Source organism: Streptomyces mobaraensis (assembly GCF_020099395.1).
In the GTDB taxonomy this organism is placed as follows: domain Bacteria; phylum Actinomycetota; class Actinomycetes; order Streptomycetales; family Streptomycetaceae; genus Streptomyces.
On the sequence record NZ_CP083590.1, the window covers coordinates 4947285 to 4968988 of the forward strand.

At 73.8% G+C, this 21704-nt stretch carries 18 protein-coding genes; 8 read left to right on the forward strand and 10 right to left on the reverse strand.

The features are described 5' to 3' along the window. The first annotated feature begins 96 nt into the window (after window positions 1-96). The 5 genes from K7I03_RS21630 (at window position 97) to K7I03_RS21650 (ending at window position 5573) form a co-directional block, all read left to right on the forward strand. The gene (locus K7I03_RS21630; protein WP_185944916.1) at window positions 97-741 is read left to right on the forward strand and encodes a single-stranded DNA-binding protein; all 645 of its coding nucleotides are present in this window, start codon (window positions 97-99) and stop codon (window positions 739-741) included. A gap of 223 nt (window positions 742-964) precedes the next feature. Continuing rightward, window positions 965-2488 carry a thioester domain-containing protein gene (locus K7I03_RS21635; protein WP_185944917.1) on the forward strand — a complete coding sequence of 508 codons (1524 nt, stop codon included), beginning with the start codon at window positions 965-967 and terminating at the stop codon, window positions 2486-2488. A 226-nt stretch (window positions 2489-2714) separates the two neighbouring features. Then, a complete protein-coding gene (ettA, locus tag K7I03_RS21640) occupies window positions 2715-4379 on the forward strand; it encodes an energy-dependent translational throttle protein EttA (RefSeq protein ID WP_185944918.1) in 1665 nt (554 codons plus the stop codon). A 1-nt stretch (window position 4380) separates the two neighbouring features. Continuing rightward, window positions 4381-4836 (forward strand): acyl-CoA thioesterase, encoded by a 456-nt coding sequence (locus tag K7I03_RS21645; RefSeq protein ID WP_185944919.1) that lies wholly within the window; start codon window positions 4381-4383, stop codon window positions 4834-4836. Further along, on the forward strand, window positions 4833-5573 hold the full coding sequence (locus K7I03_RS21650; RefSeq protein WP_185944920.1) for a serine/threonine-protein kinase: 741 nt from the start codon (window positions 4833-4835) through the stop codon (window positions 5571-5573). The genes K7I03_RS21645 and K7I03_RS21650 overlap by 4 nt, the downstream gene beginning before the upstream one ends. 108 nt (window positions 5574-5681) lie before the next feature. Here the strand turns inward: K7I03_RS21650 and K7I03_RS21655 are convergent, their stop codons facing one another. The 10 genes from K7I03_RS21655 to K7I03_RS21700 form a co-directional block, all read right to left on the reverse strand. Next, window positions 5682-6086, reverse strand: coding sequence for a globin (locus K7I03_RS21655; RefSeq protein ID WP_185944921.1), 405 nt, complete (start codon window positions 6084-6086; stop codon window positions 5682-5684). A 69-nt stretch (window positions 6087-6155) separates the two neighbouring features. Beyond that, window positions 6156-7058, reverse strand: a complete 903-nt coding sequence (locus tag K7I03_RS21660; RefSeq protein ID WP_185944922.1) for an FHA domain-containing protein — start codon at window positions 7056-7058, stop codon at window positions 6156-6158. A 70-nt stretch (window positions 7059-7128) separates the two neighbouring features. Continuing rightward, on the reverse strand, window positions 7129-8451 hold the full coding sequence (locus tag K7I03_RS21665) for a VWA domain-containing protein (RefSeq protein WP_185944923.1): 1323 nt from the start codon (window positions 8449-8451) through the stop codon (window positions 7129-7131). A 111-nt stretch (window positions 8452-8562) separates the two neighbouring features. Further along, a complete protein-coding gene (locus tag K7I03_RS21670) occupies window positions 8563-9816 on the reverse strand; it encodes a protein phosphatase 2C domain-containing protein (RefSeq protein ID WP_185944924.1) in 1254 nt (417 codons plus the stop codon). Window positions 9817-9819: 3 nt separating this feature from the next. Next, the gene (locus K7I03_RS21675; RefSeq protein WP_185944925.1) at window positions 9820-12351 is read right to left on the reverse strand and encodes a serine/threonine-protein kinase; all 2532 of its coding nucleotides are present in this window, start codon (window positions 12349-12351) and stop codon (window positions 9820-9822) included. Then, the gene (locus tag K7I03_RS21680) at window positions 12348-13673 is read right to left on the reverse strand and encodes a hypothetical protein (protein ID WP_185944926.1); all 1326 of its coding nucleotides are present in this window, start codon (window positions 13671-13673) and stop codon (window positions 12348-12350) included. The genes K7I03_RS21675 and K7I03_RS21680 overlap by 4 nt, the downstream gene beginning before the upstream one ends. Window positions 13674-13898: 225 nt before the next feature. After that, window positions 13899-14930, reverse strand: coding sequence for a glutamate ABC transporter substrate-binding protein (locus tag K7I03_RS21685; protein ID WP_242879897.1), 1032 nt, complete (start codon window positions 14928-14930; stop codon window positions 13899-13901). 89 nt (window positions 14931-15019) lie between these two features. After that, window positions 15020-16324 (reverse strand): hypothetical protein, encoded by a 1305-nt coding sequence (locus K7I03_RS21690; RefSeq protein WP_185944927.1) that lies wholly within the window; start codon window positions 16322-16324, stop codon window positions 15020-15022. A 403-nt stretch (window positions 16325-16727) separates the two neighbouring features. Then, window positions 16728-17678, reverse strand: coding sequence for an N-acetylglucosamine kinase (locus K7I03_RS21695; protein WP_398857676.1), 951 nt, complete (start codon window positions 17676-17678; stop codon window positions 16728-16730). Window positions 17679-17911: 233 nt separating this feature from the next. Continuing rightward, window positions 17912-19165, reverse strand: a complete 1254-nt coding sequence (locus K7I03_RS21700) for a 6-phospho-beta-glucosidase (protein WP_185944928.1) — start codon at window positions 19163-19165, stop codon at window positions 17912-17914. A gap of 107 nt (window positions 19166-19272) precedes the next feature. On the opposite strand from K7I03_RS21700, the gene K7I03_RS21705 reads away from it, so the two are divergent. From K7I03_RS21705 to K7I03_RS21715, 3 genes are all read left to right on the forward strand, one after another. Next, window positions 19273-19776 (forward strand): FBP domain-containing protein, encoded by a 504-nt coding sequence (locus tag K7I03_RS21705; protein ID WP_185944929.1) that lies wholly within the window; start codon window positions 19273-19275, stop codon window positions 19774-19776. Between the two features lie 78 nt (window positions 19777-19854). Further along, window positions 19855-20736 (forward strand): helix-turn-helix transcriptional regulator, encoded by an 882-nt coding sequence (locus K7I03_RS21710; RefSeq protein ID WP_185944930.1) that lies wholly within the window; start codon window positions 19855-19857, stop codon window positions 20734-20736. Window positions 20737-20780: 44 nt separating this feature from the next. Further along, the gene (locus K7I03_RS21715) at window positions 20781-21572 is read left to right on the forward strand and encodes an SDR family NAD(P)-dependent oxidoreductase (RefSeq protein ID WP_185944931.1); all 792 of its coding nucleotides are present in this window, start codon (window positions 20781-20783) and stop codon (window positions 21570-21572) included. Window positions 21573-21704 lie beyond the last annotated feature (132 nt).

Consider the following 21704-nt stretch of genomic DNA (forward strand, 5'->3'; position numbering starts at 1 on the left):
GCACGATGAGGTCACGGGCGGCTGCACCGCCCGTGCCGGGGGTGTGCCGCGCCGCGCGCGGGCTCCCGGACGTCGTGAAACGGGGGAGGCAGCGCGATGAACGAGACACTGGTGACGGTCGTGGGCAATGTGGTGACCCAGCCCGACTTCCGGGAGGCCGCGAACGGCGCGGCCCTCGCCCGCTTCCGGCTCGCCGCGACGGTGCGCCGCTGGGACCGGGGGCGGGAGGAGTGGGCCGACGCCTACACGAGCTTCTACTCGGTGTGGGCGTGGCGCACGCTGGCGAGCAACGTGGTCGCCTCGGTGACGATCGGCGAACCCGTCGTCGTGCAGGGGAAGTTGCGCATCAATACCCAGGAGCGGGACGGGAAGCGGTGGACGTCCGCGGACATCGACGCGGTGGCGATCGGGCACGATCTCGCCCGCGGGACCTCGGCGTTCCGCAGGGTGTCGCCGGCGCGGCCGCTGCCGGTCGAACCGGTGCGCCTGGCGGGCGTCATGGGGAAGGCGGTCACGGATGGGGAGGCGGCGCGGATGAGCGCGGTCGTGGGCGGGACGGAAGCGGTGCCGGCCGGGATCGCGAAGGCCGCCGGGTCACTTGTGGGCGGGCCTTCTGGCGGCAACCCTTCTTCCGTCGAGTCGCGTGCCGTCGGGGCATCTGCCGTCGGGCCACCTGACGTGGCGTCGGATCGTGAGGGCAGGGGAAGGCTCGGCGGCTCGTTGGTGCCGAGCGTGCCGTGAAGTGCGGCGTCCGGCTCGGGGATTTGTCGATAAACCCGGGCTGAACACCTGGTTCCGATAACGATTCCGATTCGGATCGTCCGCCCGGCAGGCGAGTGCGGCGTTCGTGTCACGGGCGCTTCATAGGATCCCCCACACGTACCAACGGGGGCTGCCGCTTTTGAATTGCCCGGCGTGTCGCGTGAGGCCCTGCGACGGCTCGCGCGCGCCCGAAAGGAAGTCCATGAGCTCTGAAACGAGGCGGTGGCCCGCGCGCTCCGCCGCGGCCGTCCTGGCCTGGGCCCTGGCCCTGACCGGTGCGGTGTCGGCGGCAGGAGCGGCGTCCGCGGCCGAGCCGGCGGAGGCGGCGGAGGCGCCGCAGCACTCGGGGGGCGTCAGCGCGGTGCTGGGCGGCGAGATGCCCGCCAGGTCCGGAGCGCACGTCAAGAAGGGCGGCACGTCGACCCCCGTCACGGCCGGGCTGTACGAGATGAAGGTCGACGGCGGCGGAACGGTGCAGACCTACTGCGTCGACGCCGAGACGGCGACCGTCAACGGGGCCAAGTACCGGGAGGTGAGCTGGAGCGAGTCCTCGCTGCAGCGCAACCGGAACGCGGGCCGGATCCGGTGGATCCTGCAGAACTCCTACCCCCAGGTCGACGACCTCGCCGCGCTCGCCGAGAAGGCCGGGACCGGCACCCTCGACCCCGGCCTCGCCGCGGCCGGCACCCAGGTCGCCATCTGGCGCTACTCGGGTGGCACCGACGTCGCGGCCGACAACCCCGCGGCCGCGAAGCTCGCCGACTACCTCTACAAGAACGCCGAGGACCTGGCGGAGCCGAAGGCGTCCCTCTCCCTGGATCAGCTCGCGGTGTCCGGCCGGTCCGGCGGGCGGATCGGCCCGGTCACGGTACGGACCACCGCGGACAGCGTCACTCTCACGCCCACCGCGGAGGCGATCGCCCAGAACATACGCATCGTGGACAAGGCGGGCAAACCCGTCACCACCCTGGTCAACGGCGGACAGCTTTACTTCGGGGTGCCCGCCGGCGCCCGGCCCGGGCTGGCCGGGGTCACGGCCACCGCCAACACCCAGGTGCCGGTCGGCCGGGTGTTCACCGGCGACCGGATCCGCACGCAGACGATGATCCTGGCCGGTTCCAGCCGGAGCACCGCCACCGCCGGCGCCGTCGCCGCGTGGGCGGACAAGGGTGCCGCCCCCGCGGTGTCCGCCCGGAAGAACTGCGCCAAGGGCGGCGTCGACATCACCGTCACCAACCGGGGCGACGCGCCCTACGCCTTCCGGATAGCCGGCGCGCCGCACACGGTGAAGCCGAACACGACCGAGACGGTCCTGGTCAAGGTCGCCGAGGACCAGGCGTACCGGATCAGCGTCGACGGGCCCGACGGATCCTCCACGACCGTCTCGGGGGTGCTCGACTGCCGGACCGGTGACACCGCCGGCCGGGACGGCCTGGGGACGAAGGACGCGACGGCCGCCGGCCCGCCGCCCTCTCCGTCCGGCACGCCGGGCACGTCGGGCGGCAGCGCCGGAAGCGGCGGCTCCGGGAGCGGCGGCGCGGGCCGCGGCGGGTCCGGTGGCTCCGGAGGGGCCGCCGCCGCGGACCGTGACCTCGCGGACACCGGCGGCAGCGGCTCCACGCCGACGGCCGTGGGCGTCGGGGCGGCCCTGGTGGCGGTCGGCGGGGTGACGGTGTTCCTCCTGCGGCGCCGCAGGAACGCCGCCGCGGAGGCCGCGGGCGAGTGACGCCGGGCGGGGCGCGGGGACGGGCGCCGGGACGGGCACGGGGGTGGGCGCCGGGACGGTGGCCGACGGGTACCGGCCGCGCCTCCCGGCGTGGGCGGCCGGCGCACCGCCCCGGCCGTGCCGAATCGCGTTTTCGCCCCGGGCCGCCGGTACGGCAAGATGGGTGTGTCTGCCCTCACGCGGCGGAGCCGCACATTGGCCCTTCTCGAATGCCGGACGGTTTCTCTTGGCTGAGTACATCTACACCATGCGCAAGACGCGCAAGGCGCACGGCGACAAGGTCATCCTCGATGACGTGACGCTGAGCTTCCTGCCCGGCGCGAAGATCGGTGTGGTCGGCCCGAACGGCGCCGGTAAGTCCACCGTGCTGAAGATCATGGCCGGCCTGGAGCAGCCCTCCAACGGGGATGCCTTCCTGTCGCCCGGCTACAGCGTCGGCATCCTCATGCAGGAGCCGGAGCTCGACGAGTCCAAGACGGTGCTCGAGAACGTCCAGGACGGCGTCGCCGAGACCAAGGGCAAGCTCGACCGGTTCAACGAGATCGCCGAGCTGATGGCCACCGACTACTCCGACGCGCTGCTGGAGGAGATGGGTAAGCTCCAGGAGGAGCTGGACCACGCCAACGCCTGGGACCTGGACGCCCAGCTGGAGCAGGCCATGGACGCCCTGGGCTGCCCCCCCGGCGACTGGCCGGTCACCAACCTCTCCGGTGGTGAGAAGCGCCGCGTCGCCCTCTGCAAGCTGCTGCTGGAGGCCCCCGACCTGCTGCTCCTCGACGAGCCCACCAACCACCTCGACGCCGAGTCGGTGAACTGGCTGGAGCAGCACCTCGCCAAGTACGCGGGCACCGTTGTGGCGATCACCCACGACCGGTACTTCCTCGACAACGTCGCCGAGTGGATCCTGGAGCTCGACCGCGGCCGCGCCCACCCCTACGAGGGCAACTACTCCACCTACCTGGAGAACAAGGCCGCCCGTCTGAAGGTCGAGGGCCAGAAGGACGCCAAGCGTCAGAAGCGGCTCAAGGAAGAGCTGGAGTGGGTCCGCTCCAACGCCAAGGGCCGCCAGGCCAAGTCCAAGGCGCGTCTGGCCCGCTACGAAGAGATGGCCGCCGAGGCCGACAAGATGCGGAAGCTGGACTTCGAGGAGATCCAGATCCCGCCGGGCCCGCGTCTGGGCTCCGTCGTCGTCGAGGTCAGCAACCTCTCCAAGGCGTTCGGCGACAAGGTCCTCATCGACGACCTGTCCTTCACGCTGCCGCGCAACGGCATCGTCGGCGTCATCGGCCCGAACGGCGCCGGCAAGACGACCCTGTTCAAGATGATCCAGGGCCTGGAGAAGCCGGACTCCGGCACCATCAAGGTCGGCGAGACCGTCAAGATCTCCTACGTCGACCAGAGCCGCGCCAACATCGACCCCAAGAAGACGCTGTGGGCCGTCGTCTCCGACGAGCTGGACTACATCAACGTCGGCCAGGTCGAGATGCCGTCCCGCGCCTACGTCTCCGCGTTCGGCTTCAAGGGCCCGGACCAGCAGAAGCCGGCCGGTGTGCTCTCCGGCGGTGAGCGCAACCGCCTCAACCTGGCGCTCACCCTCAAGCAGGGCGGCAACCTGCTGCTCCTCGACGAGCCGACCAACGACCTCGACGTCGAGACGCTGTCCTCGCTCGAGAACGCGCTGCTGGACTTCCCCGGCGCGGCCGTGGTCGTCTCCCACGACCGCTGGTTCCTCGACCGCGTCGCCACCCACATCCTGGCGTACGAGGGCGACTCCAAGTGGTTCTGGTTCGAGGGCAACTTCGAGTCCTACGAGAAGAACAAGATCGAGCGGCTCGGCCCGGACGCCGCGCGTCCGCACCGTGCCTCCTACAAGAAGCTCACCCGGGGCTGATATGGCGCGCCATATTTACGCCTGCCCGCTGCGTTGGTCGGACATGGACGCCTTCGGCCATGTCAACAACGCGGTCTTCCTCCGCTACCTGGAGGAGGCCCGGATCGACTTCCTCTTCAGCTCGGAGTTCGGCAAGGGGAACCACTCGTTCTCCGACGGGTCCGTCGTGGCCCGGCACGAGATCGACTACCTGCGGCCGCTCGTCCACCGGCCCGAGCCGGTGGTCATCGAGAGCTGGGTGACGCACGTCTCCCGCGCCTCGCTGACCATCTCCTACGAGATCAAGGACGAGGAGCGGGTGTACGCCCGGGCGTCCACGGTCGTCGTGCCGATCGACCGGGAGACCGGGCGGCCGCGGCGGATCTCCGAGGAGGAGCGGGAGCTGCTGGCGGGGTTCCGGGACGACGAGCCGGCCGCCGACCCGGCCGACGCCGTCGAGGGGGCCGTCGCCGTATGACGGCGTCCCCGGTTCCGCCTCCGGCCCCCTCGCGGGGGCCGCGGCTGCGGTTCGCCGACGCCCGGGAGGCCGCCGACCTGGCCGCCTTCCTGGCCCGGCTGATCCACTACGACCGGGCGGCCGCGGTGCGGCTGCAGGCGGCCGGCGGGGTGCTCGGTGTCTTCGGGCGCCCGCCGTCGTTCGAGGTGCTCGCCATCCGAACGGCTCGGCTGGGCGACGAGGGCGCCCTAGATGTGACCGTGTCGGCCGGGCGGCTGGCCGATGAGATCGATGCCGGTTCCCCGGTCGGGGACGGGCTTGAGGTCTCCGTTCCCGAGACCGTCACCGGGCCGCCGTGGGCCGGTGTGCTGCCGCCGCGCGGCGGCTGGCGCCGGGTCCCCGGCCTGCCTTCCGTCGAGGAGGTGCGCGGCACCGTCGCGGCGGCCGTCGGCGAGTTCCGGGCCCGCGACGAGGCGCTGCCCGCGCAGCGGCGGAACCGGGCCGAGCGGGATCGCATCGGGCGGGAGATCTGGTCGCGGACGCTCGGGGAGACGGGGGTGCCGTTGCGGGTGGTGCACGCGGCTCAGGCTCTTGGGTTTCTGCGGCCTGTGCGGGTGCCCGCCGGGACAGGTGGTGGCGCCGCGGTCGAGCCGTTGACGCTCTTCGCCGCCGGCGGATGGTTGCGGTTGCGGACGCCGTATGGGTCGGTCGCTGTGCGGACGGGCGGTCTCGGGGGGTTGACCGTCACGCCTGCGTGACGGGTTCGGGAGGGTGCCCCAGTCCCGCCCTTTCACCGTTTCCTGCGGGGGCCGGCCCCCGCACCCCCGAAGCGCGCTCCGCGCGCTGTCCTCAAGCGCCGGACGGGCTTAGTCGGGGGTGTTGATCATTGAGGCCGCCGCGTACGTCAGGTAGCGCCACATCTCGTCCCTGTGCGCCTGCGAGAGGTCCAGGCTGTCCACCGCGTCCCGCATGTGGCGCAGCCAGGCGTCGTGGGCGGCCCGGTCCACCGTGAAGGGGGCGTGGCGCATGCGGAGGCGGGGGTGGCCGCGGTTTTCGCTGTAGGTGCGGGGGCCGCCCCAGTACTGCATGAGGAAGAGGGCCATGCGCTCCTCGGCGGGACCGAGGTCGCCTTCGGGGTACATGGGCCGGAGCAGGGGGTCCTCGGCCACTCCCTCGTAGAAGCGGTGGGCCAGGCGCCGGAAGGTCTCCTCGCCGCCGACCTGCTCGTAGAAGGTCTGCTCCTGAAGCGTGCCGCGCGGAATCTCTTTCACCCCTCCATGGTCGCAGACGGCCCGGCCGAGGACTCCCGTCGTAGGACTCCCCGGCCGGAAGCGGACGTCTCAGCCCCGGCGGACGGTGATCGTCGTCCAGGCGCCGACGTGGACCCGGTCGCCGTCGTGGAGGGGGACCGGCACGTACGGCTGGATCGGTTCCTCGGAGCCGTTGATCGTCGTGCCGTTGGTGGAGTCCTGGTCGACCACGGCCCAGCCGCCGTCCGGCTGTTCCACCAGCACGGCGTGCTGGTGGGAGACGCCCGGGTCCTCCGGGGGGCGGGAGAGGTCGATGTCGGGGGATTCTCCCGTGCTGTGCCGGCGGCGGCCGATGGTGATCTGGGGGCCGGTGAGGCGGCACTGCTGCTCGGGTGAGTAGGCGGGCAGGTTGAGGCCGGCCGCCTCGGGGCCGCTGCGGTTCATCATCGACCGGAAGTACTCGCGGTCGGGAGCTATCACCGCGACCCAGCCGGCCGGCGGCGCCGGCGGTTCGTACGCGTACGGGTTGTCGGGCGCGGGGGCCGGCGGGGGCAGCATCCAGTCGTCGTCACCGGCCGGCCCCGGCGACGTGTGCTGCGGGGTCAGCGGTTCCGCGGCGCGGTTGATCCGCGACGGGCGGGAGCCGTGGTAGTCGAAGGTGTGCGGCGGGGTGGGCTGCGGTGGCGGGGGAGGAGCCGACTGGAACCCGTGCGGCTGCGGCGGGGTCACGTACGGCGAGGCGGTCCCGGTCAGGAAGTTGTACGCGCACTCCTCGCAGAACGGTGCCTGGGCCTCGCGCGGAGTGCGGCACTGCGGGCACAGCTCCGCCTGCATGGTGGCCTCGGCCGTGCCTCCCGTGTAGGAAGGGGGTGCTGTGGGCGGTGGTGGCGGAGGGACGGCACCCGTGGGCGCGGAGACCCCGGTCATCCGGTGGCCGCACACCTCGCACCAGTCGTCGGCCACCGACTGGTGACCGTTCGGGCAGGTCGGCATGTCGGTCGTTCCCCCTCTTGCGCCGTTTCCGGTGTTCCCATGACCTTGCGGTGTTCGCCCGGCCGGCGTGCTACTTCTTCACGCGGACCGTTTTGGTCGAGCGTGTCTCCAATGTCTTCTCCGCCTCGGCCGAGACCTTGGCCTTCAGCCGCACAGTACCGTTCACGGCGTCCACCACGTCCACCACCTTGGCCAGCAGTTTCGCGGTGTCCTCGTTGCCGGAGCGGCTGGCGAGCTGCACGGCCCGGCCGAGCTTGGCCGTGGCGCCGTCCAGGTCGCCGGACTTGCGCAGTTCCAGGCCCTGTTGGATGGCCTGCGCCAGCTCCGCCTGACCGGTGTAGTGCGCGACCTGCGGGTTGATCGTGGTCGAGGCGGCGAGGTCGTCCGTCCACACCGCCCGGACCAGGCCCTGGGCGAGGACCTCCGCCGAGCCGTCGCGCGTCGGCCGCACCAGGGACGCCCGGGCGGCCAGCATCTCCCGGCCCACACCGGCGTCGGGGACCCGGACGCACACGTGGTAGTCGCGGGACTCGTCGCCCCAGGAGCCGGTGGGGTAGTCGCCCGCGCGAGGGCCGGCCTCGGTCCGACGATCCGTCAGGTCGCGGACCGTGGGCGCCACTTGCTTGACGAACTGCACCTCGGAGCCCTGCGGGGTCCACAGCCGGAGGGAGACGTCGGCGAGCTCCTTGCCCATGACGTTCTCCATCATCCCGGTGAAGTCGGCGGCCAGGCCCGACGGGTCGGCGACGATGTCGGCGCTGCCCAGCAGGGCGGAGGCTATGCCGGTGACCTCCTTGACCTCCCAGTCCGTTCCCACGCCCCGCGCGTCACAGGTGAACCGTCCGGCACAGGCGTCCAGGGAGGCCCGGAGGGCGTCCGGCTCCTCGTGCTCGTTGCGGCCGTCGGTGAGCAGGACGCCGTGGCGTATGGAGGCGTCGGACGAGGCCAGCAGCCGGTCGGCGAGCCGCAGCCAGGTGCCGATGGCCGTGCCGCCGCCGGGGGTGAGCTTGCGCAGCGCCTCCTTCGCCTGGGCGCGGGTGGTGGCGTCGGCGACCGCCAGCCGGCCGAGCCCGGGGTAGACCTCCTTGGCCTGGTGGGTGCCGGCCACCACCGCGAAGGAGACGCCCTCGCGCAGTACGTCTATCGCCGCGGCCGTGGCCTGCCGGGCGTTGCGCATCTTGGCCGGCGGGTAGTCCATCGAGCCGGAGCAGTCCACCATGATCACCACGGCGGTGTCCGGCGCCGACGCGGCCGACGCGCCGGCGGACGTGCCCCCTCCGGTGGACGTCACGGTGACGATCGCGTTCACCTCGCGCCCGCCCTCGGGCAGGAACTCGTTCTGGTACACGTCGACCGAGAAACGCGGCACGTCCGGCTTGGACAAGTTCGACATCCGATCCGCTCCTTCGCACTCACCTGGTCACATGGCGACCGACGGACGGACGGACACGCGCGGCGCCTCCCCCGGCACCGGCGTGCGGATCCCCCCGTTGACGCTCGGGCGTCAGGCCGCCCCCGGCTCCGCGGAGCGGGCGGGGAACGGCAGTACCGCAACGGTTACGTTGTCGTGCCCCCCGCCGTCAAGGGCGTAACCGACCAGCCTGCGCGCGGTCTCCAGGGGCCGCTCGCGGGCGTCGGAGGGGACGACGGCGGCCATCCGCTCGGCGGTCTCGGCGTAGTTCCACAGGCCGTCGGTGCAGACGATGACGACGCCGGGGCGGTCCGGCTGGAACGCCGCGGTGTGCGGCTCCACTTCGTAGGCGTCCGCGCCCAGCCAGCCGGTGATGGCGTGGGCGCGCTCGTCCGCGTACGCCTCCGCCTCCGACAGCAGGCCGGCCGCCACCATCTGGGCGGCCCAGGAGTCGTCCTCGGTGAGCCGGGCCGGCTCGGTGGTGCGGTCGTCGGGGACCCAGTAGGCGCGGCTGTCGCCGACCCAGCCGACGGTCAGCAGTTCGCCGGTGACGACGGCGCTGACGATAGTGCAGGCGGGGGCGTTCTCCTGCTGGTGGTGGCGGTGCTCGCGGGCCCGGTGGCCGGACGCGGCCAGGGCGTCGACCGCCCGCGCGGCGTCCAGGATCGCCCGGTGGGTGGCCTCCCGCGGCGGGGTGCCGGCCGCGAGGGCGTCCTCCAGGGAGGCCAGGGCGCCGGCGCTCGCGGCGGTCGACGCCTCGTCGGACCGGGCGGCGGACGACACGCCGTCGCAGACGACGGCGAGCACGGCCGTGCCGCCGTCGGGCTGGGTCGTGGTGGACACCGCGAAGGCGTCCTCGTTGCGGTGGTGGCGCAGGCCGCGGTCGCTGACCGCGGCGACGCCCGGCGTCTCGTGCTCCATGTGATCCCGTTCGCGCGGCTGTGCATGCCCGCAGTGCTCGCAGTACCCGTCGTCGTCGATCATGCCGGACCGGCAGGCCCCGCAGACGCGCCGGCGGCCTGTCGCGCCTGTCGGGTCTGTCGCGCCGGAAGCGTGGGATGTGCCGGAAGTGCCGGGTGTGCCAGGTGTGCCGGACGCGCCGGCCGACGGGAGTCCGGCCTGGCCCGGGACGGCCGGCGTCCCGGGCGGGGCCGGACGGTGGCCGTCCGGCTCGCGGTAGCGGGCGGTCCGCCGGGGGTCCCCGGCCGTACCGCCGGGGGGGACCGCCGCAGGGGCCGCCGCCGAGAGGTCCGCGCCGCAGCCGCCGCAGAAGTTGTCGGCGGGGTCCAGCGGCTCATGGCAGACGGGACAGGCCGTCAGCTGTGCGGATTGCGGCAGTTGCGACATCGATCACACCCATGTCCTGGGGCGGAAGCGGTTGGCCCGTTCCACCAGTTCGATCCTTTCCCCGCCGTCCCGGGCGAGGCGTGCGAGCACGCGGTACGAGCGTTCCAGCCCGAAGCGCAGGCTCCGTTCGTCCGTGCCGGCGCCGAGCAGGGCGGTCCGCCGGCCGTCCGCGACCGGCGCGCCCGCGCGGCCGGTCAGCACCCAGTCCAGGGCGGTGCCCAGCACCTCCGTGGCCAGCCGCTCGCGGCGCTCCTGGTCCAGGCCGACCTCGGAGAGCCGCTCGACCTGCCCGGCGGCGGCCGTCAGGTCGTCGAGCAGGTGCTCGTGCGGCGACCGGCGGCGCAGCCGGGCGCGGACCGCCGCGACCCGGGCGGCCGTGAAGTGGATGGACGCCTCCGGCACGGACTCCAGCACCTCGACCGCGCCCGTGCGGTCCCCGGCCGCCAGCCGCACCCGGGCCAGCCCGAAGGCGGCGCTGACGAAGCCGGGGTCGGTGCTCCACACCAGACGGTAGTACTCGGCGGCGTTGTCGAGCTGGCCGAGGACCTCCGCGCAGACGCCGAGGGCCAGCTTGGGGGCCGGCTCGCCGGGGAACGCGTCGTAGACGGCGTCGAAGGAGAGCGCGGCGGTCTCCTTGTCGCCGGTCACCAGGGCGTGCAGGCCGCGGTACCAGACGATCCGCCAGTCGTCGGGGTACTCGGCCTCCAGGGAGGCCATCGCCTTGCCGGCGTGCATGAGCTCGCCGAGCTCCAGTTGGGCACGGAAGCGGCGCAGCCGCAGCTCCAGCGAGTTGACGGGGGCCGCCTGGAGGGCCGCGTACATCTCCGCCGGGCGCGCGGAGAGCAGACCGGCGAGGAAGCCGGCGTTGGGGTCGGACGGGTCGGCCATCGGGACGGGCAGGGCGAACGCGGCGGCCGGCACGTCGAGCGGCGCCAGGGCGGGCGGCTCGGGCGGGGGCGCGGCGGCGACGGGCGGCGGGGCCTGCCGGGGCGCCCGCGACAGCACGGAACGGGACGGGCGGGCGCCGAGCGCCGACGGGTCCCCGCCCTCGTCCGCGAAGAGGACGGTGTCCACCACGCGCGGCTCGGGCCCGAACAGCGTGGACAGGGCGGGCCGCGGGGTGCCCGTCTGGAGCGACACCACCTCCCGCAGGACGCCCGTGAGCTGGTCGGCCATCTCCTCGGCCGAGGAGAAGCGGCGGGCCGGGTCGGGGTCCGTGGCGCGGACCAGCAGCCGGTAGAACGACTCGTAGCGGCTGAAGACCTCGATGTTGTCCGGGTCGGGCAGGCTGTCGACGAAGACGTTGGTGTAGCCCTGGAAGTCGAAGGTGAGGACGGCGAGGGTGCGGGCCACCGTGTACAGGTCGGAGGCGACGGACGGGCCGACCTCCGCGACCTCGGGCGCCTGGTAGCCGACCGTGCCGTAGATGGCGCTCTCGTCGTCGTCCATCCGCCGGACCGCGCCCATGTCGATCAGCTTGAGCTGATCCTGCTGCTGTATCGCGTTGTCGACCTTGAAGTCGCAGTAGAGCAGATTGCGGCTGTGCAGATGGCCGAGCGCCTCCAGCGCCTCGATGCCGTAGGCGCACGCCTGTTCCACGGGCAGCGGGTCGCGCCGGCCGTCCGGCAGCCGGCGCTCGTTGGCGATGTCCTTGAGGGACTTGCCGCCGACGTACTCCATGACGATGTAGCCGTCGAGGCTGCCGGTCCGCTGGTCGAGGTGCTCGACGAAGTTGTAGATGCGGACGATGTTGGCGTGCTCGATCTCGGCCAGGAAGCGGCGCTCGGCGAGGGCGACGGCGAGCGCGTCCTCGTCGCCGGTGTCCAGCAGGCCCTTGAGGACGACCCAGCGGTCGGAGACCGCGCGGTCCATGGCCAGGTAGATCCAGCCCAGGCCGCCGTGGGCCAGGCAGCCCGCCACCTCGTACTGCCCGTGTACGACGTCGCCGGCGCGCAGCTTGGGGACGAACGAGTAGGGGTGGCCGCACTTGGTGCAGAAGCCCTCGGTGCGGCCGGGGCGGTCGCCGCGGGAGCGGCCCACCGGCTCGCCGCAGTCGCTCTTGCTGCAGAACCGCTTGCGCTCGGGCACCTCGGGGTTGGCCAGGACCGCGGCGCGGGGGTCCGGGCGCGGCACGCCCGGCATGCTGACCAGGCCGGCGCCGAGCTTGTTCCGGGCGGAGGCGGCGGTTCCGGAGCGCGAACTGCGGACGGACACCGAACGGGAGGGCGTGCTCCCGTTGCCGAGGGTGGAGCGGGACAGGCGGCCCGACACGGAGCGGCGGGAGGGGGCGGAGCGGGAAGAACGGGAGGAAGGGGATGAATGAGTGGAGCCCGTGGAGCCCCGCGATCTTTCGGAGGCTCGCCCTCCCGTTCCGCCGGCGACGATCCCGGTGGCCGGCGAGGAGAGCGTCCCCGCGGCCGAGACGACCGGCGCGAGGCCGCAGGTGTCGCAGTAGGTCTCGCCGCCGCCGACGTCCTCGTAGGCGCCCGCGCAGCCCGGCCGCTGGCAGGCCGTGGTGCCGTTGTCTCCGCTCATCTTTCCCCCCTGTGGTCATGGACGCTGTGGCCCGGGCTTCCGTTGCCCGGCGGGGCCAGGGCCCCGGAGACCGCCTGCTGGTAGCGCAGGACGGCCTGTTCGGCGGCCACCAGATCGCAGGGAGCGCTCCAGAGCATGCGGCGGGCGGCGTCGTACCGCTCGCCGAGGAACGGGTCCTCCGCCAGGCCGTGCCGGCCCGCCTTCGCCCGGTAGGCGTCCAGCCGGCCGCGCAGTTCGGCCCGGACGGCCAGGGGCGCGGTGACCGCGGTCAGCGAGGCGCGGGCCCGCAGCAACTCCTCCTCGGCACGCTGCTCCAGGCTCTCCAGGAGCGGCGAGAGCCGGTGCCAGCGGGCGCGTCTGCGGTGCTCGGCGGCGGCGGACAACTGCTCGTAGAGGGCGGTCGGCGGGCCGGAGACGGCCGGGACCTCCGAGGCCGCGATCTTGGACAGCACCTCCGCGCGGGCCTGCCGGGCCTCCTCCAGGGTGCGGTCCGCCCGGGAGAGGACGTCGCGCACCCGCATCAGCCGCTGCTCGGCGTCCTGCCGGACCGTCAGTACCGCCTCGATCTCCCGGCGGACGTCCTCCAGGGCGCGGGCGGCGCGGTCGTAGCGCGTGGTGTCGGTGCGGCCGCCGCCCGGCGCGGAGCTGGGGGAGGCGCCCGTCCAGAAGGCCAGCGGGTCGGATATCACCTCGGCCCGCAGGGCGGACAGCTCGCGGGTGATCTCCTCCAGGTCGTCCCCGGACGGGTGTTCGCCAGGGCGGACGCCGACGGAATGAGCCAGCGAGCGGGTGCGGCCCAGCTCGGCGGCGAGCAGGTCGATACGGGCGGGGAGCGCGGACCAGACGGCGTCGGCGACCACGACCACGTCCAGGGCCTGCGCGTACCAGCCGTTCATCCGGTCGACGAGCTCTTCGAGGGTCAGCCGCTCGCTGAGCTTGGCCGCGCCGCCGAGCGTCGTCAGCCCGGCGGACGGGTCGCCGCCCGGCAGGGTGACGCGGGCGCCGCGCAGCAGGTCGGTCAGCTCCGACAGTTCGCTCTGGTGCGGCCAGCGGCGGCGGGAGCGCAGCTCGCGGGCCCGGGTGAGGGCGTCGGTGTAGGCGTCGAAGGACGTCCAGAGCCGGTTGATGAGCTGCTCGGCGACCGCCCAGCGGGCTCTGGTGACGCCGGACAGGTCGGCGCCCTCCAGCAGCCGGCGGCCGGCGTGGTCCTGCAGGGCGAGCAGGGAGGACTCGACGGCCTCGTGCTCCGCGCCGAGCCGCGCCAGCGCGCGGTCGACCTCCTCGCGGCTCAAGACCGGCCCGGTGGGCCCCGCGACCGCCATCGGTCCCCTCTCCTGTCCGCGGCCCGCGCCGCTTCGTACCGGTGCTGTTCCGGGGAGTCCGCCGGTCGGCCTCCCGCTACGTTCCCGTGTTCCCGGGGCCTTTCTCCTTCCTTCCCCTCGCTCTCTTCCCGCCTTCCTCGCCAGGGCCCGCCCGATGCGTGCCGGTGGGCCGCCCGCGGGGTGCGCGGGTGCCCGGGGTCCGGGGTGGGGCCGCGTTTCCGCCCGTCAGTCCCGGTACTTGGGCTCCGGGGGCGCCGTGATGCCGAGGTCGGCGCGGGCCAGCCACTGCCGGTACGCCTGCATCCAGGGACTCGACGTGCCGCCGGCACGGTAGTCGTCCAGCACCGCGTTGACCCGGCGTACCAGGTCCTCCGCTCCGCGGTTCATCGCCACGCCGTAGTACTCGGTGGTGAACGGTTTGCCGACGAGTACCACGGACGGGTCCTGCGCCGCCTGTCCGGCGCCCAGCGCGTTGTCCGTGAGGATGGCGTCGACCTGGCCGAGCTGGAGCCGTACCAGGCAGTCGAGTTGGTTGGGAACGGTGGTCACGCTCGCCGACGCCGCCCGCTTCGTCAGTTCGGCCTCGGCCGTGGAGCCGGCGGCGGCGCAGATCTTCCGCCCGGTCATCAAGGCGTCGTCGAGGCCGGTGACCTTCGATCCCTTGGGCACCAGCAGTTGCTGGCCGGCCTGGAAATAGGCCGTGGAGAAGGCAACTTCCTTGATCCTGTCGCAGCTGATGCTCATCGTACGCGCGACGATATCCACCTTGCCCGACTTGAGGGCGGGAATGCGCTGATTGGTGGGGATGGCCAGGAACGTCACTTTGTCCGGATCGCCCAGGATGGCCTTGGCGATGGCCCGCACCAACGCGATGTCGAAGCCGTCCAGCCTGCCCGTGGCCGGGTCGCGGTAGCCCCAGCGGTAGCTGTTCTGGTCGACGCCCGCGATCAGCCGGCCGCGCTCCTTGATCCGGCGCACGGCCGGGCCGTCGGACGTGGACGGGCGCAGGCTGGCCTCCGGGTCCGTGCAGTCGGTGGCGGGCGCCGCGGCGGCGGCCGGACGTACCGCCGCCGTCGTCCCCCGGCCGCCGTTCCGTCCCGGCGCGCCGCCGGGGAGGAGCAAGGCCGTGACCGCGGCCAGGGCGCAGGTCACGAGCATGGCGACGGTGGCACCGAACACCTTCCGGGCGGTCCGGTGCCGTGCTGCCGCCGCTGCCCCTGCTCCCGCCGCCGGGGCCGCTCTTCCGTTTCCGCGCATGGTCCCTCCCCCGTCCGTCCGCGCGATGCCGTTCCTTTGCTCGATGCCGTTCTGCCGCCGTGCGACGCCGTTCTTCCGCGCCGGCCCGCTCATCGGTACTCCGAGAGCCTGCGGCCGATGCCCAGGACCACGGCGGCGGCGCCCAGCACGGCCAGCACACCGGCGCCCACGGCGAGGCCGGTCAGCGCGTCGCGCCCGTCGTCGGCGGCCTGCCGGAAGTCGTCCTTCTCGCGGTCCAGCGCCTTCCGCAGCGCGGTGTCCACGCGGTCGAACGACTCGCCCGTACTGTCCCGTTCGCCGATCACCTGCGGCAGCGCGCGGTCGTAGTCGCCGGCGACGTCCGCCGCGCGGGCCGCGTCGTGCCGCCGCTTCCAGTCGCGCACCCCGTCGATCGCCTCCGTCACCGGGGCGCGGCCGTCCGCGTCGTCGGCGAGGGACGCCGCCCTGCCCAGCAGGCTCCCGGGGGACGGCGTGCCGCCCGTGCCGCCGAAGAGGTCGCGCATGTCCCGCCCGTAGCCCTCCTCGTAGGCGTCCTTGCCGTCGTCGGTGAGGACGGCGCCGCGTGCCACCAGGGACAGGCTCTCGGCGCCGTGCGCCTGGAGCGCGCTGATCCGGGCCATGCCGATCACCTGGAGGGACTTGGCGCCGTGGTCGTACGAGTCCTCCAGCTCCGCCCGGGCCAGGCCCTGGCCCACCCCCAGCCACACCAGCACCACCAGCGTGCTCGCCGTCGCGGCCAGCAGTCCGCGGTCGAACACCCGGTTGGTCCGCAGGTACGCGCGGCGCTGGAACCAGGCGAGCGCGCCGAGCGCGAGGAGGCCCACGGCTATCGCCGCCCAGGGCAGTCCCTCGGCGTCCGCGTAGTCCGCCTCCAGCCGGTCCCGCTCCGCCTCGTACAGCCGGCGGGCGGCGGGCAGCAGATCCTGGCGCATACGGTCGCTGGCGTAGCGCAGGTAGGCGCCGCCCAGCGGGAGGCCCTGCCGGTTGTCGGCACGGGCCTGCTCGACCAGGCCCGTGTAGACGGGCAGCCGCTCGTTCAGCGTCGCTATCTGCTCGCGCTCGGCCGGCGAACCACCGGTGTTCGCCGCCGCCTTGACCAGCAGCTCGGACGCCGTGGCGATGTCCTTCTCGTACCGCTGCCGCACCGCGCGGGTCTCCTTGGAGCCCGCGAGGAAACCGGTGGCGGCGGTGGTGTCCGCGTCCGCCAGCGAGGCGTAGATGTCCGCCGCGGCGGCGCTCAGGGGCTCGCTGCGCTCCACGACGGCGTCGGCCGCCCGGGACCGGTCCGTCACCTGCCAGGCGGTGACCGCACCGAAGACGATCAGCAGCGCGGCCAGCGCGGCGCCGATCACCCGCAGCCTGCCCGGCTCCGTGCGCGTCGCGGCCGTCCGCATCCTGGCGAACCGCGCACGCCAGGCGGCGCGCTCCGAGCCGCGGGCCGGGACCCCGGCCGGCCCCGGCCCCGGTCCTTGCCCCGGATCCGGCGTCGGCCCCGGTGGCGCGGCCGTCCTCAGCGGTTGTGACACGAGACCTCCCCCTTGGTCGCCGGTGCGCCGCCGCCACCCGGTGCGGGGCGGGACGGGCACCTGGCCAGAAGTATGGCGGCAGGGACTGACAAAGACACCACGTACTTCGCGATCTTGTTCGGATCGCGATCCGGGCGGGGCGCGGTCGACCGGTCTCCGCGCAGGTGTTCACGCGACGCGGGTGCCGGGCGGTTCCGGGCGGGGCGGGCGAGGTGCCGGTGCGGATCGGGTCTTCGGCCGTCGGACTTCCGGCCTCCGCCGCCCTCCCGCGTCAAGCCCACCGGGCCCGCAGCGCCGCGTACCCGTCCGGCTCCGCCCCCAGCAGGTCCAGGGCGAGCAGGGCGGCACCGAGGACGGGCGGGGCCGTGACCGTCACCGGCTCGGCCCGGGGGGCGGAGGCGGCCAGCCCTTTGAGCACGTCGTCGTGGAGGAGAGGGTGACGGGCCGCGAGGACGCTGCCGCCGAGGACGACGGGCACCCGCTCGCCCAGCAGGTCCAGCCTGGTCAGCGCGGTGCGGGCCATGACCACGACCTCCTCGGCCTGCCGCGCGACGATCGCCCGGGCGACGGCGTCGCCGGCCGCCGCGACGGCGAAGAGGACCGGGGCCAGCTCGTGCGTCCGCGCCCGCGCGACGGTGCCCAGGTGCAGCGCCTCGATCAGCTCCGGCATGCCCGGCAGCCCGAAGTGGGCGGGCAGGGCGGTCGCGAGGGCGCTGGGCTCGCCCCGGCCGTCCGCGGCGCGGGCGGCCCACCACAGGGCCTCGCCCGCGAGGTGACCCCCGCCGCCCCAGTCGCCCGAGATCCGGCCGAGGGACGGGAACCGGGCGGTACGGCCGTCGGGCGTCAGACCGGCGCAGTTGATGCCCGCCCCGCACACCACGGCCACGCCCATGGGCGCGGAACCGTCCGGCAGCCCGGCCCGCAGCAGGGCGAAGGTGTCGTTGACGACGGTGACCGTCCGGCCCCAGCCGTACCGCTCGATCGCCGCCGCCAGCCGTTCCTCCTCCACCGGGAGGTCCGCGTTGGCGAGGCACGCCTGGACGTGGTCCACGGGCGATGCGCCGGGCCCCGCCCCCGCCGCGGCCACCAGGCGGGCGAGTTCGCCCACGGCCGCTTCCACGCCGTCGGCGTGCGGCCGGAAACCGCCGCCGCGGGCCGTGCCCAGGATCCGGCCGGCGGTGTCCACCAGCGCCACATCCGTCTTGCTGTTGCCCGCGTCCACCGCCAGCGCCGTACGGGGGCGCAGGCCGGCGCCTGGGGCGCCGCGCGCGCCTGGGGCCGGGCGTGCGCCTCCGTCCGTGCTTCCGTCCGCGCCTCCGCGTGCGGTGCCATCCGTACGGGCGGGTGCGTACGGGGCCGCGCCCGAGCCCGCCCCGGCTGGGCCCCCGCCCGTACCCATGCCGGAGCCCCGTCGCGCGGCCGCGCCCCCTCCCGCCGTCACGCCCCCTCCCGCCGTCACGCCCACGCCAAATGCGGGCGGTTGTGTGCGATCAGGGTGTCCGTCAACCGGTCCGCGGTCGCGTCCTGGCCGATCAGGGGGTGGGCCAGCAGGGCCTGGAACACCCGGTCCCGGCCGCCCTCCAGGGCCGCGCGCAGGGCCAGGTGCTCGTACGCCGTGACACCCGCGACCAGGCCGGAGAAGAGGGGTTCCAGGGGGCGTACGGGGAGCGGGTGCGCGCCGCGCGCGTCGACCGCCGCCGGGACCTCGATCACCGCGTCGTCCGGCAGGAATGGCAGGGTGCCGTTGTTCAGCGTGTTGACCACCTGCACCTCCCCGGTGTCCCCGAGCAGCGCCGAGGTGAGGGCGACGGCCGCCTCCGAGTAGTAGGCGCCCCCGCGCTTCGCCAGCAGCGCCGGCTTCTCGTCGAGCGCCGGGTCCCGGTACAACTCCAGCAACTCGCGCTCCATCGCGGCCACTTCCTCCGCGCGCGACGGCTTGGTGCGCAGCTCCTCCACCACCTCGTCGTGCCGGTAGAAGTAGCGCAGGTAGTAGGAGGGGACGGCGCCCAGCCGGGCGGGCAGCTCGCGTGGGAGGCGCAGGTCCGCCGCGATGGCGTCGCTGTGCTCGGCGAGCAGCTTGGGCAGGACGTCCACGCCCCCGACGCGCACCTCGCGCTCCCAGGTGAGGTGGTTGAGGCCCACGTGGCCGAGGGTGACGTCCTGGGGGGTGACGCCGAGCAGGGCCGCGAACTTCCGCTGGAAGCCGATGGCCACGTTGCACAGCCCCACGGCCCGGTGGCCGGCGGTGAGCAGGGCCCGGGTCACGATGCCGACGGGGTTGGTGAAGTCCACGATCCAGGCGTCCGGGCTGCGCCGCCGGACCCGTTCGGCGATGTCCAGCACGACCGGGACCGTCCGCAGCGCCTTGGCCAGGCCCCCGGCGCCGGTAGTCTCCTGGCCGACGCAGCCGCACTCCAGCGGCCAGGTCTCGTCCCGCGCCCTGGCCGCCTGTCCGCCCACGCGCAGTTGCAGCAGGACGGCCGCGGCGCCGTCCACGCCCGCGTCCAGGTCGGTGGTCCAGGTCACCCGGCCGGGATGTCCCTGGCGGGCGAAGATCCGGCGGGCCAGGCCGCCGACCGGCTCCAGGCGGTCGGCCGCCGGATCGATCAGCACGAGCTCGTCGACCGGCAGGGCCGCCCGCAACCGGGCGAAGCCGTCGACGAGTTCGGGGGTGTAGGTCGAGCCTCCGCCGACCACTGCGAGTTTCACGGGATCAGACCTCTTCGCGTCACGGGTGAGGGAGTGAGCAGGAAGCGGAACGGGGTGAACGAAATTCGCATGACGTCACAACGGGCACACTGTTAATTTCTCGCCCCATGGAACCACTCGGCGAGAACGAGATACGAGCCTCTTTCATCAATTGCTCGAAAGGTGAGGCGCGCAGGATCAGCCTGCCCCGGGGACTGGCCGAACTCCCCTGGGCCGACCTCGACTTCCTGGGCTGGCGCGATCCCGGCGCCCCCGACCGCGGCTACCTGGTCGTCGTCCGCGACGGCAAGCCGCAGGGGATCACCCTGCGGGTCCCCCAGGGCGGCCCGCGCAGCCTCGCCAAGACGACGATCTGCTCGTTCTGCCTGACCGGCCACCCCGGATCCGGTGTCTCCCTGCTCGCCGCCCGCAAGGTCGGCGCCTTCGGACGCGACGGCAACACGGTGGGCGCCTATATGTGCGCCGACCTGGCCTGCCCGCTGTATGTGCGCGGCAAGAAGGTGCCGGAGTTCAGCGGCCCCCGGTACAAGGAGTCGCTGAGCGTGGACGAGCAGGTGGCGCGGATGCTCGGGAACGTGGACGAGTTCCTGCGGAAGGTCGGCGCGGCCTGAGGGCCTGAGGGCCTGAGGGCCTGAGGGGCGGGCGCCGCTCCGAAGGGCGTTGTCAGACCCGTCCGTTACGGTGCTCGCATGGCCACCGACACGCCTTCCGCCTCCGGTCGCCGCGAGCGCCTGCGCGGCTTCCTGCGCAGCCGCCGGGCCCGCCTCGCCCCCGAGGACGTGGGGCTGCCCCCGGCGGCCCGGCGCCGTACGCCCGGGCTGCGGCGCGAGGAGGTCGCGCTGCTGGCCGGGGTGGGCGTCTCCTGGTACACGTGGCTCGAACAGGGGCGGCCCATCAACGTCTCCGCCGACGTCCTGGACGCGATAGCCCGGGCCCTGCGGCTGGACGAGCCGGAGCGCGAGCACCTGTACCTGCTGACCGGGCTCAATCCGCCGCCTCCGGCCGGCGTCCCCCGCCCCGAGGCCACGCCCGAGCTCCGGCGGCTGATCGAGGCCTGGTCGCCCCGGCCGGCCGTGCTGCTGGACCGCTACGAGAACTTCGTGGCCGTCAACGACGCGGCCCGCGCGGTGTTCGGCTATACCGACGCCGACCGCAACTGCCTGGTCGCGTTCTTCACCAACGCCCGCTACCGGGCGCTCCACAGCCACTGGGAGGCCGTCGCGCCCGGCGTGGTCGCCGCGTTCCGTGCCGCCGCGGCGCGGCATCCCGACGACCCCGGGTTCGACCGGATAGCCGACGGGCTGTGTGCGGCGAGCCCGGAGTTCGCCGCGCTGTGGGCGCGGCACGACGTCGGGACGACGGCGCAGGCGCTGAAGGCGGTGCGGCATCCGGAGGCGGGGGAGCTGGTCTTCGACACCACCACGCTGGCGCTGCCGGACCAGCCCGGTCTGCACGTGGAGCTCCAGAACCCCCGGCCCGGCAGCGGGACGGCCGAGCGGCTGGAGCGGCTGGCGGCGGCCGGGTTCCGTACCCCGGCGGACGCCGGGCTGGTGGTGGTGGACCCATGTTGAACGAGCACTGTCGGAGGTGATCGCCGGGCAGCAGGCTGAGGTCCATGACCAGCAGCGCTTCCCACAGCCCTTTCCGTTTCGACGACAAGATCGCCCTCATCACCGGCGGTGCCCGCGGCATGGGCCTCGCCGTCGCCAGCCGACTCCTGTCCGAGGGCGCTCAGGTGATCATCACCGGCCGTGACGGCGCGCGGCTCGACGCCGCGGTCGGCGAGCTCGGGGGTCCCGGGCGCGTCCACGCGGTACGGGGTGACGTGTCGCGCGTCGCCGACGCGGACGCGTTGGCCGATGCGATCCGTGAGCGGTACGGGCGGCTGGACGTGGTCTTCGCCAACGCGGGCGTCGCCTCGTTCGCCGCCCTGCCCGAGGTGAGCGAGGAGGAGTTCGACCGTGTCGTCGGCATCAATCTCAAGGGCGTCTACTTCACCGTGCAGCGGGTTCTGCCGCTGCTGGCCGACGGTGGCGCCGTCGTCATCAACGCGTCCTGGACCGCGCACCGCGGGCTGCCTTCCGCGTCCCTGTACTCCGCCACGAAGGCGGCTGTGCACAGCCTGACGCGGACGTTCGCGGCGGATCTCGCCGCGCGGCGTATTCGCGTGAACTCGGTGAGCCCCGGATACATCGAGACCGACATGTACCGGGCGGCTGTCTCCTCTGCCGAGGAGGCGGCGGTTGTCGACCGGGTCGTCGCGGGGCGGGTCGGGGCTGCCGAGGATGTTGCCGACGCGGTTGCGTTCCTGGCGTCGGAGGAGGCTTCGTATGTGAACGGGCAGGATCTCGTGATCGACGGGGGGTTGGTGGCGGCTCAGGTGGGGGGTGGGCTGAGGGGGGAGTAGGGGGGTGCGCCTGCGGCGGGCTGTGCCCCTGGCCCGCCCCTTCGCCGATTCCCGGGGGCAAGCCCCCGGACCTCCGAAACCGCGCTGCGCGCGGTTGTCCTCAAACGCCGGACGGGCTGAAATGCGCGCCCG

Coding starts and splice junctions, on each gene's coding strand:
- K7I03_RS21630 (WP_185944916.1), top strand. CDS start 97: ATGAACGAGACACTGGTGACGGTCGTGGGCAATGTGGTGACCCAGCCC.
- K7I03_RS21635 (WP_185944917.1), top strand. CDS start 965: ATGAGCTCTGAAACGAGGCGGTGGCCCGCGCGCTCCGCCGCGGCCGTC.
- K7I03_RS21645 (WP_185944919.1), top strand. CDS start 4,381: ATGGCGCGCCATATTTACGCCTGCCCGCTGCGTTGGTCGGACATGGAC.
- K7I03_RS21650 (WP_185944920.1), top strand. CDS start 4,833: ATGACGGCGTCCCCGGTTCCGCCTCCGGCCCCCTCGCGGGGGCCGCGG.
- K7I03_RS21660 (WP_185944922.1), bottom strand. CDS start 7,058: ATGCCGACCTGCCCGAACGGTCACCAGTCGGTGGCCGACGACTGGTGC.
- K7I03_RS21665 (WP_185944923.1), bottom strand. CDS start 8,451: ATGTCGAACTTGTCCAAGCCGGACGTGCCGCGTTTCTCGGTCGACGTG.
- K7I03_RS21670 (WP_185944924.1), bottom strand. CDS start 9,816: ATGTCGCAACTGCCGCAATCCGCACAGCTGACGGCCTGTCCCGTCTGC.
- K7I03_RS21675 (WP_185944925.1), bottom strand. CDS start 12,351: ATGAGCGGAGACAACGGCACCACGGCCTGCCAGCGGCCGGGCTGCGCG.
- K7I03_RS21680 (WP_185944926.1), bottom strand. CDS start 13,673: ATGGCGGTCGCGGGGCCCACCGGGCCGGTCTTGAGCCGCGAGGAGGTC.
- K7I03_RS21685 (WP_242879897.1), bottom strand. CDS start 14,930: ATGCGCGGAAACGGAAGAGCGGCCCCGGCGGCGGGAGCAGGGGCAGCG.
- K7I03_RS21690 (WP_185944927.1), bottom strand. CDS start 16,324: ATGCGGACGGCCGCGACGCGCACGGAGCCGGGCAGGCTGCGGGTGATC.
- K7I03_RS21705 (WP_185944929.1), top strand. CDS start 19,273: ATGGAACCACTCGGCGAGAACGAGATACGAGCCTCTTTCATCAATTGC.
- K7I03_RS21710 (WP_185944930.1), top strand. CDS start 19,855: ATGGCCACCGACACGCCTTCCGCCTCCGGTCGCCGCGAGCGCCTGCGC.
- K7I03_RS21715 (WP_185944931.1), top strand. CDS start 20,781: ATGACCAGCAGCGCTTCCCACAGCCCTTTCCGTTTCGACGACAAGATC.